Annotated in this window: 11 protein-coding genes; 2 read left to right on the top strand and 9 right to left on the bottom strand. The window is 72.6% G+C overall.

Annotation, left to right across the window (positions count from 1 at the left end; all coding sequences use genetic code 11):
* Nucleotides 1-123: 123 nt before the first annotated feature.
* The 4 genes from ASG94_RS11475 to ASG94_RS11460 all read right to left on the bottom strand — a co-directional run bounded on the left by ASG94_RS11475 (nt 124) and on the right by ASG94_RS11460 (nt 5373).
* Nucleotides 124-933, bottom strand: coding sequence for a crotonase/enoyl-CoA hydratase family protein (locus tag ASG94_RS11475; RefSeq protein WP_056926606.1), 810 nt, complete (start codon nt 931-933; stop codon nt 124-126).
* Between the two features lie 58 nt (nt 934-991).
* Nucleotides 992-2710, bottom strand: a complete 1719-nt coding sequence (locus ASG94_RS11470) for a carboxypeptidase-like regulatory domain-containing protein (RefSeq protein WP_056926605.1) — start codon at nt 2708-2710, stop codon at nt 992-994.
* A gap of 220 nt (nt 2711-2930) precedes the next feature.
* Nucleotides 2931-4160 (bottom strand): fatty acid desaturase family protein, encoded by a 1230-nt coding sequence (locus ASG94_RS11465; protein WP_056926604.1) that lies wholly within the window; start codon nt 4158-4160, stop codon nt 2931-2933.
* Nucleotides 4161-4239: 79 nt separating this feature from the next.
* Complete coding sequence (locus tag ASG94_RS11460; RefSeq protein ID WP_056926603.1) at nt 4240-5373, bottom strand: ferredoxin reductase; 1134 nt, start codon at nt 5371-5373, stop codon at nt 4240-4242.
* Nucleotides 5374-5476: 103 nt separating this feature from the next.
* On the opposite strand from ASG94_RS11460, the gene ASG94_RS11455 reads away from it, so the two are divergent.
* Nucleotides 5477-6709: a PucR family transcriptional regulator gene (locus ASG94_RS11455; protein WP_082624139.1), complete on the top strand. Its 1233-nt coding sequence runs from the start codon at nt 5477-5479 to the stop codon at nt 6707-6709.
* A 243-nt stretch (nt 6710-6952) separates the two neighbouring features.
* Here the strand turns inward: ASG94_RS11455 and ASG94_RS11450 are convergent, their stop codons facing one another.
* The 4 genes from ASG94_RS11450 to paaN are packed head-to-tail and all read right to left on the bottom strand — an operon-like array spanning nt 6953 to nt 10845.
* Nucleotides 6953-8455, bottom strand: coding sequence for an amidohydrolase (locus ASG94_RS11450; protein WP_056926602.1), 1503 nt, complete (start codon nt 8453-8455; stop codon nt 6953-6955).
* 31 nt (nt 8456-8486) lie between these two features.
* The gene (locus tag ASG94_RS11445) at nt 8487-8870 is read right to left on the bottom strand and encodes a type II toxin-antitoxin system VapC family toxin (protein ID WP_056926601.1); all 384 of its coding nucleotides are present in this window, start codon (nt 8868-8870) and stop codon (nt 8487-8489) included.
* Nucleotides 8870-9103, bottom strand: coding sequence for a type II toxin-antitoxin system Phd/YefM family antitoxin (locus ASG94_RS11440; protein WP_082624138.1), 234 nt, complete (start codon nt 9101-9103; stop codon nt 8870-8872). Before ASG94_RS11440 ends, ASG94_RS11445 begins: the two co-directional genes overlap by 1 nt.
* Nucleotides 9104-9150: 47 nt before the next feature.
* The gene (gene paaN / locus ASG94_RS11435) at nt 9151-10845 is read right to left on the bottom strand and encodes a phenylacetic acid degradation protein PaaN (protein ID WP_056926600.1); all 1695 of its coding nucleotides are present in this window, start codon (nt 10843-10845) and stop codon (nt 9151-9153) included.
* 262 nt (nt 10846-11107) lie between these two features.
* Between paaN and ASG94_RS11430 the strand changes: the two genes are divergently transcribed.
* Complete coding sequence (locus tag ASG94_RS11430; RefSeq protein ID WP_156411559.1) at nt 11108-11740, top strand: hypothetical protein; 633 nt, start codon at nt 11108-11110, stop codon at nt 11738-11740.
* 18 nt (nt 11741-11758) lie between these two features.
* Here the strand turns inward: ASG94_RS11430 and ASG94_RS11425 are convergent, their stop codons facing one another.
* Nucleotides 11759-13222, bottom strand: coding sequence for a serine/threonine-protein kinase (locus tag ASG94_RS11425; protein ID WP_056926598.1), 1464 nt, complete (start codon nt 13220-13222; stop codon nt 11759-11761).
* Between the last annotated feature and the right edge of the window lie 13 nt (nt 13223-13235).

Here is a 13235-nt window from a genome sequence, read left to right as displayed (position 1 = left end):
GTGTGCCACCTCCTGGTCCCGGGCACGTCCCGAGCACCACCGGGCGACGCTAGACCTCGCGATCGAGGCCCGACCACACCTCCACGGGTGGGCCGGAACGGACCCGGACGGGGCGCCCGAGCGTCAGCGCGAGCGCGGACCGAAGACCGGCGCGACCTTGCCGAAGGCGGCCTCGCGGGCGACCTTGGTGTTGCGGTTGAAGAGCAGGAACGCCTGCTCGACCCGCTCGCGGGCGAAGGTGTGCCGCGGCCCGGACGTCCAGGTGTCGTTGAAGAGCCGCTTGGCGGCGGCGAGCTGGTCGGGCGAGCGCTGCTTGAGCTCCTCGGCGAGCTCGAGGGCGGCCGCCGCGGGGTAGGCGTCGAGGCGACCGACGAGGCCCAGCTCGTGGGCCTCCTTGCCGCTGAACATCTCCGCGGTCATGGTGAGCCGCTTGGCGGTCTCGATGCCCACCAGCTCGGCCAGGCTGCGTACGCCGGACATGTCCGGGATGATCCCCCACTTGCCCTCGAGGACCGACCACGTGGAGTCGGGGTGGGCGATGCGGAAGTCGGCGGCCAGCGCGATCTGCAGGCCGCCGCCGAGGCAGTGCCCGTGGACGGCGGCGATGACCGGGACCGGCAGCCGCCGCCACGCCCAGCACGCCTCCTGGAAGGTGTTGGTGCCGCGCCACGGCCGGGGCACGAACGCCGTCGCGACCCGGGTCGGCTGCTTCATCACGGTGCCGAAGTCCAGGCCGGCGCAGAAGGCCTCGCCTTCCCCGTCGATCACCACGGCACGCAGGGACTTGTCGCGGCGCAACATGCGGGCGGTGTCGATCAGCTGCTCGAGGGTGTCGAGGGTGAGCGCGTTGCGCTTGTCGGGACGGGTCAGCCGCACCCGCGCGACGCCGCGCTCGATCGTGCAGGCGACGAGGCTGTCGGTCTCGGTGGACATGGCGCAAGGGTACGGCGACGACGCGGCGTCGCCGTACCCCTGCTCGGACCGTGTGCGATCAGCCCTTGACCTTGCCCTTGAACTTCACCGTCACGACCTTGGAGGTCAGGCCGGGCGCCGACGCGGTGACCTTGACGGAGATCTTGCGGCCCTTGACCTTGCGCGTGAGATTGTACGACGCCTTCGTCGCCTTCTTGATCTTCGTGCCGTTGGCGAACCACTGGTACTTCACCGTGACCGGCACGTTCCAGCTGCCCTTGCTGACCTTGAGCTTTGCGCCCACCTTGAGCTTGCCGGTGCCCCGGGGGGCGACGTCGCTGAGCACCGCCGTCGGGGCGGGCGGGGCCGGGCTCGCCGTCGGGGGCGCCGGCGGGAGGGGTGCCGGGGCGGGTGCCGGGGCCGGCGCCGGCGCAGGGGCCGGGGTCGTCGCGGTCAGGCCGAGCATCGCGTCGATGCCGGACCGGGTCGCCGCCGCACCGACCGCGATGTCGTCGGCCTGCTCGACCGCCGCCTTGTCGTTCCAGTACTCGCCGGGGTAGGTCTCCGACTCGTCGACGAAGCCCACCCGGTAGGTGCCCGCGGCGAGGCCGCCGAGGTCGTAGGCGCCGGTCGAGCCGGTGTAGTCCCAGGCCACCTCGTCCCAGTAGGTCGCGCCGCCCTCGGTGTAGGACTGGTACGCCGTCACCCACACGTCCTGGGCGGGCTGCCCGCCGGGCAGGGTGACGGTACCGGTCACGTGGGCGGCCGCCGCGAGCTGCGCGTCCTTGCCGGTCAGCGTCGCCCCGGCCGCCACCACGAGGTCGCGGGCCAGCTCGAGGGTGGCCTGGTCGTCGTAGTACTCGGCGAGGTGGTCACCGGTGTAGTCGTAGAACCCGAGGCGGTAGGTGCCGGCCGCCAGACGACCGGCGTCGTAGGCGCCCTGCGCGTCGGTGTAGTCCCAGGACACGTAGTCCCAGTAGGTGTCCCCGTCCTCGACGAACTGTTGGTAGACGGCCACCCCGACGTCCTCGGCGGCGACGCCACCCGGGCCGGTGACGGTGCCCGTGATGTGGCCCGCGACCGTCAGCTGTGCGTCCAGGTCGCCGACCGTGGCACCCGCAGCGACGACGACGTCCTGCGCGAGCTCGACCGTGGGCTGGTCGGCGTAGTACTCGGACACATGGTCGCCGCTGTAGTCCTCGAAGCCGACGCGGTAGGTGCCCGCCTCGAGCCCGCCGATGTCGTACGCGCCGGAGGCGTCCGTCTCGCCGTCGCGGACGTAGCCCCAGTAGGTGCTGCCGTCCTCGCTGACGTGCTCGTAGACGGTGACGGAGATGCTGTCGAGCGGCACGTCCGCCGGACCGGTGACCGTGCCGGTGACGTGCCCCGCGGGAGCGAGCTGCGCGTCCTTGCCCGTGACGACCGAGCCGTCGCCGACCACGACGTCCTGCGCGAGCTCAACGGTGGGCTGGTCGGCGTAGTACTCGGCGACGTGGTCACCGGTCCAGTCGACGAAGCGGAGGCGATAGGTGCCCGGCTCGAGCCCGGCGAGGTCGTAGGCCCCGGCCGTGTCGGTCTCGTCCCAGGCGACCTCGTCCCAGTAGGTCCACCCGTCGTCGACGAACATCTGGAGCGCCGAGACGTACGCGTCACCGAGGCCCTGGCCGGCGCTCCCGGTGACCGTGCCGGTGATCCGGCCGGTGGCCACGGCGTGCGCGGAGGTCGGCAGGAGCAGGGTGCTCGCCACGACGGCGAGGACGACCAGGAGTCGACTGAGGGACGGGTGGTGCTGGCGCATGCGGGCCTCCGGCTCGAGCCCTCCCCCGTGGAGGACACTCGCCCGGAACGTAGGCGGGCGGCCCCACGCCCCGACGCGTTTTCGCGAAAGCTCCCCGTCCGGCCGCGGGCCGGTCCAGACCGGCACCCGGACGTGACAGTGGGACCCGAGTCGGTGACTCGGGTCCCACTGCGTCCGGTGCGCTCCGTGCGGTGCGCCCCGGGCGATGCTCAGGCGGCGCTCAGGCGGCCTTGACCATCCGACGGGACTGCTGCTCGAGGCGGGCCTGGGCCGCGCGTCGGAGCTTGGGGCCGCCGGTGGCCATCTTGTAGAGCAGCTTGAACTGCTCGGGGGCGTTCTTGGCGTTGGTCGTCGCGAGCCAGCCGTTGGGCAGCGAGAGCCGCACCACCTTGTGCCACGCCGAGTAGACCTGCGGGACGAGCGGGCGCGAGTGGTAGTTGAGCTCGTACTTGTCGAACAGCGCCTTCACCTGCGGCGCGATCTCGGCGTACCGGTTGGACGGCAGGTCCGGGAACAGGTGGTGCTCGATCTGGTGCGAGAGGTTGCCGCTCATCAGGTGCATGAGCTTGGAGCCGGAGATGTTGGCCGAGCCGAGCATCTGGCGGACGTACCAGTCGCCCTTGGTCTCGCCGTCGATCGAGCGCTTCTCGAAGGTCTCGACGCCCTCGGGGAAGTGGCCGCACAGGATGATCGAGTTGGACCACAGGTTGCGCACGACGTTGGCGGTGAAGTTGGCCGCCAGCGTGGACAGGAACGAGCCGGTCGGGATCGAGAGCACCGGGTGGGCCACGTAGTCCTTGGTGACCTGGCGGCGGATCTTGCCGAGGACCTGCTTGGCACGGCGGCGGAACTCGGGGTCCTTGGTCTGCTTCTTCTTGATCACGGCGCCGAGGTCGAGGTCGTAGGCCGCGATGCCGTACTCGAAGAACACGGCGTTGATGAAGCACCAGATCGGCTGGCCGAGGTGGAACGGCGCCCAGCGCTGCCCCTCGTCGACGCGCATGATGCCGTAGCCGAGGTCGTTGTCCTTGCCGATGACGTTGGTGTAGGTGTGGTGCAGCTCGTTGTGGCTGTGCTTCCACTGCTCGGCGGGCGAGGCCATGTCCCACTCCCAGGTGCTGGAGTGGATCTTGGGGTCGCGCATCCAGTCCCACTGGCCGTGGAGGATGTTGTGGCCGATCTCCATGTTGTCGAGGATCTTGGCGACGCTCAGCCCGGCGGTGCCGACCACCCAGGCCGGCGGGAATGCGCTGAAGAGCAGCACCGCGCGCGAGCCCAGCTCGAGCTTGCGCTGGCGGTCGATGACCTTGCGGATGTACGCCGCGTCGGCGGCACCGCGGTCGTCGAGGATGCTCTGCCGGATCGCGTCGAGCTCCACGCCGATCTGCTCGATGTCGGCCTCGGTGAGGTGGGCGATCGGGCTCTGGGCCTGCTTCTGGATGGTGGTCATGTGCGTCTCCTTCAGTCGGTCCGCCGCTGGTTGAGCAGCGAGCGGAGCGAGCGTGTCGAAACCGAGGCTGGACTGGGGGTCAGTGGTCGATGTGGCAGGGGCCGGCGGCGGCGTTGATGCAGGTCTGCACCTTGATGGCGCCGGACTCGCCGGGGATCGCGGTGGTGATGGCGCCGTTGCGCAGGTCGCGCACCGAGCCCTCCTTGAGCGGCAGCACGCACCCCATGCAGATGCCCATGCGGCAGCCGCTGGGCATCAGGACGCCGGCCTCCTCGGCGGCGTCGAGGATCGGCGTGGCGCCGTCGACCTCGAGGGTGGTGCCGGAGGTGAAGGCGACGGTGCCGCCGTCGCCCGCCTCGACGCGCGCCGTACGGAACTGCTCGGTCACCAGCTCGAGGCCGGCGGCCTCGTGGTGGGCGCCGAGGGCGTCGAGCAGCCCGGCCGGGCCGCAGGCCAGCGTGCGCCGCTCGTGCAGGTCGGGGACGAGCGTCTCCAGGTCCGCGACGTCGAGGACGCCGTGCTCGTCGTCGTAGCGCGCGACGAGCCGGATGGCACCGGCGTCGGCGAGCGCGTGCAGGTCGCGGCTGAAGATCGAGTGCGGCTCGCTGGGCGCGACGTGGACCACGACGATGTCGAGGTCCTTGCTGCGCGGCAGGCGGAGCACGCCGGAGTCGGTGCTCGGGAAGAGGTTGCGCAGCATCCCGATGACCGGGGTGATGCCGGAGCCGGCGGTGACGAAGAGCAGCCGGTCGTGGTCGCTCTGCAGCACGAACTCGCCGGCGGCCTGCTCGAGGTGGACGAGCGTGCCGGGGCGGGCCTCGTGGACGAGGTGGTTGCTGACCAGGCCGTCGGGCACGGCCTTGACCGTGATCGAGATGCGGCCGTCGGCGCGGGGGCCGTGGGTCAGCGAGTAGGCGCGCCACTGGCGGACACCGTCGACGTCGATGCCGATCCGGAGGTACTGGCCGGGGACGTGCCCGGCCCAGTCGGCGCCCGGTCGGATGACGATGGTCGCGGCGTCGGCGGTCTCCGGGTGGATCTCCTCGATGCGCCCGCGCAGGTCCGTGCCGGAGCGCAGCGGGGCGAAGAGGTCGAGGTAGTCGGCGGGGAGCAACGGCGTGGTCGCGGCCTCGGCGAGACGGACCGCGCGGTCGCGCCACTCGCGCACCAGTGGGCGGTCACGACCCGAGGAGGGGGACAGGAACGTCGTCATGCGTCCTAGCCTCCCTGTTCCGGGGGCCGAAGTCCTGCCCGGTGCACGTGAATCAGATCCAGGTTATTGTTCGATACGAACAACTAGATCCTCAGGAGCCCGGATGGCTGACCGTGTTGTGCGCCGCGCCACACAGATTCGTGCCGATCGTGCGACACCGGCACCGACCGTCGTACGCCTCGACGAGGAGGTCGTGCGCCTCATGCGCGACGAGCTCGCCGAGGTCGCGGACCGGGCGGTGGTCGCCATCACCGAGGAGGTCCCGAGCTACACCGGGCAGCTCAGCGGCGTGATGGGCGAGACGATCCGCCAGGCCGTGCAGCTGGCGCTGGGCGGCTTCCTCACGCTGGCGACGCGCGCGGAGGCCGGTACGCCGATGGCGCCGGCGCTCGAGGGCGCCTACCGGCTCGGCCGGGGTGAGGCCCGCAGCGGGCGCAGCATGGAGGCCCTGCTGGCGGCGTACCGCATCGGCGCCCGCGTCTCGTGGCGCGACCTGTCCCGGACCGCGGTGGACGCCGGGGTCGAGGCCGAGCAGCTGTCCCGCTTCGCCGAGCTGGTCTTCGCCTACATCGACGAGCTGTCCGCCTCGAGCGCCGCGGGCCACACCGACGAGCTCGAGAGCACCGGCCGGGTCCGGCAGCGCAACCTCGACCGGCTGGCCCGGGCCCTGGTCACCGGGGCCGCGTCCGACGCGGTGGTAGCCGCCGCCGAGCGGGCCGACTGGGAACCGCCGGCCTTCCTCAGCGCCGTCCTGCTGCCCGAGGCCCAGGCCCCGCACGCCGCGACCGCCCTGGACCCGCGCACCCTCCAGCCCACCGAGGAGGTGCCCGGTATCCCCGACGGGCTGGCCCTGATCCTCGTCCCCTCGACCGGCACCCCCGCGTCCCGCGCCGGCCTGGTGCGCGCCCTGCGCGGCACCGGCGCGGTGGTCGGCCCCTCGGTCCCGTGGCTCGAGGCCGCCCGCTCACACGCCCGCGCACTGCGGGCCGTGGCGCTCCAGGCGGAGGGCGCGCTGCCCGAAGGCACCGAGCGAGCGGCGCTCGACACCGACGCCCACCTCGGCGCACTCCTGCTGTCGGCTGACCCCGAGACCCGGGCCGACCTGCGCGCGCGGGTGCTCGCGCCGCTGGCCGACGCGCGGCCGTCGACCGCCGAGAAGCTCGCCGACACGCTGCGCGCGTGGGTGCTCCACCAGGGCCGGCGCGACGCGGTGGCCGAGGAGCTGTTCGTCCACCCGCAGACCGTGCGCTATCGCGTCGGGCAGCTGCGCGAGCTGTACGGCGACCGGCTCGAGGACCCGCAGTTCGTGCTCGAGGTGACGCTCGCGCTCGCGTGAGCGGCTTTGCGGGGTAGTCCGTGACGAAGGGACCCCGAAATCCGGGTTTCGAGGGTCCGTTCGTCACGGACTATCCCGGCGACACCTGGGCCAGCGGCGGTGGGGAACCAGATCGGCCTCACGGGGTCGATCGGGGTCGGTTTCGTTCCCCAGCCAGCCATCCTGGGGTAGTCCGTGACGAAGGGACCTCGAGATCCGGGTTTCGAGGGTCCGTTCGTCACGGACTACCCCAACACCCCGGCATCAGCGCTGGTGGACGACCCGGCCGTCGACCCAGGTCGCGACGACGTGGTCCGCGAAGCCCCGCAGCCGGACGGCGTGGGCCACGTCGCCGGCGCCGTCGAGCGGGTCGGCGTCGAGCAGCACGAGGTCGGCCGGATGCCCGGGCGCGACGGTGCCGAGGCCGTCGGTCGAGGCGGCCAGCGCCTCGCGCGGGGTGATCGACTGCTCGGGGTGCCACGCCTCGCGCTCGTCGCCGGAGCGGTGCACGGCGGCCGCGATCGCCAGCCAGGGGTCGAGGACCGAGACCGGCGCGTCCGATCCGAGCACCACGTCGACGCCGTCGTCGAGCATCCACCGCAGCGGGAAGCACCGCTCGGACCGGCCCGGCCACAGCCGCTCCGTCACGTCGCGGTCGTCGATGAGGTGGGCGGGCTGCACGCTGGCCCGGACGCCGAGCTCGGCCATCCGGCGTACGTCGTCGCGCGTCGTCAGCTGCACGTGCTCGATGCCGCCGCGGGCCCCCGTGTCGGCGAAGGCCGCCAGCGCCTCGGTGACCGCCCGGTCCCCGATGGCGTGCACCGCGACGTCGAGGCCGTGCTCGGCGGCCCGGCCCAGCAGCCGGCGCAGCTCGTCCGGCGTCTGGTTGGGCTGGCCCTCCGGGAAGCCGAGGACGGCCTTCTCGGCGTACGGGTCGCAGCACCAGGCCGTGCGGGTGTTGAGCGAGCCGTCGCTGATGATCTTGAGCGGGCCCATGGTGAGCCGGCGGTCGCCGTCGAGCGGGTCGCCCGAGCTGAGGCCGCGGGAGATGACGTCCTCGAGGCCGTCGGCGTAGCAGGCGTGGCGGACCCGGATCAGGTCCGCACCGCCGGCCCAGCGCTCGGCCCAGTCGGCCACCCCGCCGCTGAACTCGAAGTCCACGACCCCGACGACGCCCTGCGCGGCGGCGTTCTCCATGGTGCGGCGGTAGGCCTCCGGCCCGGTGCCGTCGCTGCCGAGCACCGTCGAGAGCCGGCCGTAGGCCATGAACCACTCCGCCTCGCTCACCACGCTCTGGCGGGTCGGCAGGGCGAGCATCTGCAGGGCGACCGTGTTGAGCCAGCCGTGGTGGCCGTCGCCCGCGATGAGCACGATCGGCTGCTCGGTGTCGATGGCGTCGAGGTGCGCGGCGACCGGGACCTCGTCCCACGCCGTCGGCCGGTGGCCCCAGCCGATGACGGGCAGGTCCGGCCACTCCTCGAGCCGCTCGCGCACCAGCGCCACCGCCTGCTCGGCCGAGCGGGCCGGCGCGAGGTCGAGGCGCGCGCTCGAGAGGGTCCATTGGGCGAGGTGCACGTGCTGGTCCCAGAGCCCCGGCATCAGCCAGCCGCCTGCGGCGTCGACCACGTCGTCGTACGACTCCTCGGAGCCGTCGGCGACGATGCCGGACCCGACCCGGGTCACGACGCCGTCCTCGACGAGCACGTCGACGAGACCCGGCGGAGCGGGCTCGGTGAGGGGCACCAGGCGGGCGTTGCGGATCAGCATGCGCCCACCGTAGGACGCCCGGGCCGGCGGCTCAGAAGCGGGCGTCGAGGACGGACACCCCGGGCAGCTCCGCCCCGAGGATCACTCGGTCGGCGGTCACCAGGGTGAGCCGGTCGATGGTCGCCTGCGCCACGAGCATCCGGTCGAAGGGATCACGATGAGGCAGCTCGACGTCCTGGGTCGCCCACGTGTGGCGCGCCGTGACAGGTAGCCATTGGAGGCCCGACCGCTCGATCAGGTCAGGCAGGTCGTCGGGCGTCTCGAGCTTGCCCAGGCGTCGCTTGATCGCGATCTCCCACAACGACGCCGTCGACACGTGACCAGCAGGAGCTGCTGCGATGGCGGTGTGTGCGACCGGACCCAGCCGGTCGGATCCTTGGAGGAGCCACAACACAGACTGGGTGTCGAGCAGCATCAGTCGCCCTCGAACGCGGCGATGACGTCGTCGTCAGGATCGTCGAAGGTCTCCGGGTCGAAGCGGATCTCCCCCTTGGCCAGCCCGAACACGAGGTCCACCCGACGATGGGGCACCAGCTCGGCCACCGGCCTGCCCGCGCGGGCGATCACGATGGTCTCCCCGGCCTCCACCCGCTCGAGCAGCTTGCTGAGCGACGACTTCGCCTCGTGGACGTTGACCATGGTGACCATCCACCCAGCGTACCGGGCTAAGTCGGGCTAAGCCAGGTCATGGACCGTCACACATGGCGTCGGGACTGGACGACCCGGAAGCGTGAGGCGACGTACGCGCCGTCGGTGTACGACGCGTTGGCGGCCGGGTTGGCGCCGGTGCCGTGGAAGTCGCTGAAGGCCGCGGACTGGTTGACGAACACCCCGCCGAGGAGGTTCTCGCTGAGCGCCACCCCGGCGTCGAGCGCGGCGTCGCGCATCTGCTCGATCACCTCGTCGGACGTCGAGTAGACGGCCGCCGTCATCGCGCCGTGGCGCTGCACGGTGTCGCGGAACAGGTCGATCGACTCGTCGGTGCCGGAGGTCTCGATGAGGTAGGCGACCGGGCCGAAGCACTCCGACTCGTAGACGTCGGAGTCGGCCGCGGTCAGCCCGACGAGGGTGGGCGTCCGCACGGTCGCGTCGGCGTAGGACGGGTGCGCGACGTCGCGGCCCGCCACCAGCACGCGGTCGCGCGAGCGAGCCGCCTCGACACGTTCGACCACGGCCGGCGAGACGATGCCGCCGAGCAGCTCCACGGCCTTGGCGTCCTCGCCGAGCAGCCCGCCGAGGGCCTGCTCGATGCCCTGCGCGAGCTCGGGCGGCGAGACCGTGCCGTCGGGGGTCGCGATGCCGCCGGCGGGGACGTAGAGGTTCTGCGGCGCGGTGCACATCTGGCCGGAGTAGAGGGCCAGCGAGAAGGCGAGGTTGCGGCACATCGCGCCCAGGTCGCTCGTGGAGTCGATGACGACGGTGTTGACGCCGGCCTTCTCGGTGAAGACGGTCGCCTGGCGGGCGTTGGCCTCGAGCCAGTCGCCGAAGGCGTTGCCTCCGGTGAAGTCGACCAGCCGCACCTCGGGGCGGGTGGCCAGGGTGGCGGCCAGCCGGTCGTCCGGGCCCTCGGCGGCCAGGGTGACCAGGTTGCGGTCGAAGCCGTTCTCGGCCAGCACCTCCTGGCAGGCCTGGACGGTGATCGCGAGCGGCAGCACGGCGGCCGGGTGCGGCTTGACCACGACCGGGTTGCCGGTGACCAGGCTGGCGAAGAGGCCGGGCCAGGAGTTCCACGTCGGGAAGGTGTTGCAGCCGATCACCAGCGCGACGCCGCGCGGCACGACGGTGAAGGTCTTCTCCATCCGCAGCGGGTACTTGCCGGGCTTCTCCCACAGCGCCGTCGCGGGCGTGCGCGTCATCTCGGTGTGGGCGTAGGCGATCGCCTCGAGCGCGCGGTCGAGCGCGTGCGCGCCGCCGGCCTGGAAGGCCATCACGAAGGCCTGCCCGCTGGTGTGCTGCACCGCGTTGGCCAGCTCGAAGATCCGTCCGTGCAGCCGGTCGAGGACCTCCAGGCACACGGCCGTGCGGCCGTCGGGGCCGGCGTCGCGCCAGTCCTTCATGCCTGCCTGGGCGGCGGCCATCAGCGCGTCGACGTCGCTGGCGCGGGGGTAGGTCACGCCCAGGTCGATCCCGTACGGCGACCGCTCGGTCGCCACGGTCCCGTCGCTGCCCGGGGTCTCCAGCGGGAACGGCCGGTCCAGCAGCGCCTCGAACGCCGCCTTGCCCTCGGCGGCCGCGGACTCGCCGTACACGCGCGGCGAGGGGGACTCCTCGAACGCCGAGTAGTAGGTGCGGGCGGCACTCGCGGCGACCGCCGCGTCGAGGCGCTCGCGGTGACGGTCGAGGTCGACGGTGTGGCTGGAGGTGGCGCTTGCGGTGGGGCTGGAGGTCATGGGCCCACTGTCTCGCGATGTGACGCCTGTGCGCAATGTCGACGGCCGCCTGTCACAGCCCGTTGCTGGGTAGTTTGGGAAGATCTGGTGGGTCCCGAGGCCGGATCGCCCACGGGTCCGTCCCAAACTACGCCGCGCGACCTCGGGTAGTCCGTGACGATCGGACCCCCGATCCGCTCAGGAATGGGTCCGACCGTCGGGGACTACGCCGGGCGTGCGCGGTGCCCGGTCCCGGACGGCCCCACCGCTTAGGGTCTCCCCCATGGGGTGGCGGGGGTCAGCGGCAGCGGCGGGGCTGCTCGTGGTGGGGCTCGTCGGCGGGTACGCCGCGGCGTACGCCCTCGACCCGGAGCCCACGACCCAGGGCGCGTCGACGCCGGTGACCGCCCAGTCCCCCAGCGTCCCCGTCGACCCGATCCCGACGGGCAACGCCCAGCCGTCGGTCCCGGGACTCCAGACCGACCTGCCGATGCGCGAGGGGCGGATGGGCAGCAACCGGTTCCGCCTGGTCCACCCGGTCCCCCGCGGCTGGGCGAAGATCTACAGCGCGCCCGACGAGGTCAAGTGGAAGCAGGCCGGCAACCCGGACAACACCTACCTCCTGCGCATCGAGCAGGTGCAGTCGCTCAACGACACCATCGACGAGGTGCTCACCGACCGGATCGACGAGCTCCGCGACGAGGAGGAGCGGCTGACCGTCCTGGAGCGGACCGCCAACACCCTGGAGTTCACCTACGTCTCCGAGGGCTTCCTGCGGCACGGGTTCCTGACCTGGCTGGACCTGCGCGGCACCGGCTTCGCCGAGGTCGAGATCGCCGTCACCGGGCGCGAGGTCGACGCCCGCGGCGCCCAGCAGCTGATCAACCGGGTGGCCGCCGGGATGCGCCAGACCTGACGCGCTGGGCCTGACGAGTCACATGCCGTAGAGCTCCACCGAGTCGAGCACCCGGTTGGCGGTGCCGCGGTCCTCGGCGCGCACCTGCACCCACAGCAGCTGGTTGGCCGTCGCGTGCACGACCCGCTCCACCGTCACCCCGTCGTCGCGACCGTCCAGCGCGCAGCCGGTGAAGAGCACGGTCATCAGGTCGTCGCCGTCCTGGACGTCGCGGACCGTCGGGCGGGGCGGGTCGCACTCGGGGTGCTGCGGCATCCGGGTCGGCAGGTCGTTGCCCGTCAGCAGGCCCACGAAGACACCGTGGCCGGGCTCCTCCTCGCCGTTCCAGCCCGCGCCGCTCCCGGCCGAGATCGCCGGGAACTCGAGGCTCGACCTCGGCGGCGTCCAGCCGTCGACGTCCACCGCCGCGGTCCACCGGTCGGGCACCGTCACCGCGAGCGTCTGCGCGGCGTCGACGACCTTCTGCTCGCTGGTCAGGCCCCGCTGGAGCGCGGCGCCACCGAGCAGCCCGAGGATCACGGCGGCCACCCCGACCATCGCCCACCGGCGACGGGACCCCGGACGAGCGGCGGCGTCCGCATCCGGGGCGAGCGGCGGAGGGGACACCTGGGTGAGGCTCGGGTCCGCGGGGATCCACGCGGTCGGCGCCTCGTCGGCCCCCTCGAACGAGCCGTCGAGCGCGCCCGTCAGGGCGGCGACGTACGCCGGGACGTCGGGGAAGCGCTCCTCGCGATCGGCCGCGAGACCCCGGTGCACGACCTCCTCCACCGCGTCGGGCAGCCCGCCGCCCATGGGTGCCGCGGGCGCGGGGTCGGCGGCGGCGGTCAGCGAGGAGTGGTCGTACGGCGCGCGGCCGGCAAGCAGGAGGTAGGTCAGCGCGGCCAGCGAGAACTGGTCGGCCCGGCCGTCGAGCGCCTCGCCGCGAGCCTGCTCGGGGGCGACGAACTGGGGGGTGCCGCCGATCATGGTGAGCCGCGACGACATGTCCATCGCCTTGCCCAGGCCGAGGTCGCCGACCATGGCCGTGACCCGCGTGTGGCCGTCGAGCTCGACCGTGCGGAACAGCACGTTGGCCGGCTTGACGTCGCGGTGCAGCACCCCGCGCTGGTGCAGGGCGTGCAGCCCGGCGCCGACCTGGCCGACGACGTGCACCGCCTGGGCGCGGGTGAGCGGCGACAGCGCGAGCCGGTCCGCCAGCGTTCCCTGGTCGGCGTACGACATGACGAGGAAGGGGCGCCCGTCGGGCAGCTCGCCGGCGTCGTACACGCTCACGACGTGCGGCGACTCGACGCGGCGCAGGAAGCGGCCCTCCTCGAGGAAGCGCTGCCGCACGTGCAGGTCCTCGGTCCAGTTGTCGGCCAGCACCTTGATCGCGACCGGGCAGTCCAGCTGGTCGTCGTGGGCCAGCCACACCGTCGCGAACGCGCCCGCCCCGATGCGCCGCCGCACCGGGTAGCGACCGAGGAGGGAGGGGGCTGGCACCCCTGCATTATGT

Origin of the sequence: Nocardioides sp. Soil805, from assembly GCF_001429625.1 — a bacterium.
Taxonomy (GTDB): Bacteria; Actinomycetota; Actinomycetes; order Propionibacteriales; family Nocardioidaceae; genus Nocardioides.
This window is presented reverse-complemented; position numbering and strand designations above follow the sequence as displayed.

What these genes read in the sequence shown, in the direction of transcription:
- ASG94_RS11475 (WP_056926606.1), bottom strand. Translation starts at nt 933, where the DNA reads ATGTCCACCGAGACCGACAGCCTCGTCGCCTGCACGATCGAGCGCGGC.
- ASG94_RS11470 (WP_056926605.1), bottom strand. Translation starts at nt 2,710, where the DNA reads ATGCGCCAGCACCACCCGTCCCTCAGTCGACTCCTGGTCGTCCTCGCC.
- ASG94_RS11445 (WP_056926601.1), bottom strand. Translation starts at nt 8,870, where the DNA reads ATGCTGCTCGACACCCAGTCTGTGTTGTGGCTCCTCCAAGGATCCGAC.
- ASG94_RS11430 (WP_156411559.1), top strand. Translation starts at nt 11,108, where the DNA reads ATGGGGTGGCGGGGGTCAGCGGCAGCGGCGGGGCTGCTCGTGGTGGGG.
- ASG94_RS11460 (WP_056926603.1), bottom strand. Translation starts at nt 5,373, where the DNA reads ATGACGACGTTCCTGTCCCCCTCCTCGGGTCGTGACCGCCCACTGGTG.
- paaN (WP_056926600.1), bottom strand. Translation starts at nt 10,845, where the DNA reads ATGACCTCCAGCCCCACCGCAAGCGCCACCTCCAGCCACACCGTCGAC.
- ASG94_RS11465 (WP_056926604.1), bottom strand. Translation starts at nt 4,160, where the DNA reads ATGACCACCATCCAGAAGCAGGCCCAGAGCCCGATCGCCCACCTCACC.
- ASG94_RS11450 (WP_056926602.1), bottom strand. Translation starts at nt 8,455, where the DNA reads ATGCTGATCCGCAACGCCCGCCTGGTGCCCCTCACCGAGCCCGCTCCG.
- ASG94_RS11440 (WP_082624138.1), bottom strand. Translation starts at nt 9,103, where the DNA reads ATGGTCACCATGGTCAACGTCCACGAGGCGAAGTCGTCGCTCAGCAAG.
- ASG94_RS11455 (WP_082624139.1), top strand. Translation starts at nt 5,477, where the DNA reads ATGGCTGACCGTGTTGTGCGCCGCGCCACACAGATTCGTGCCGATCGT.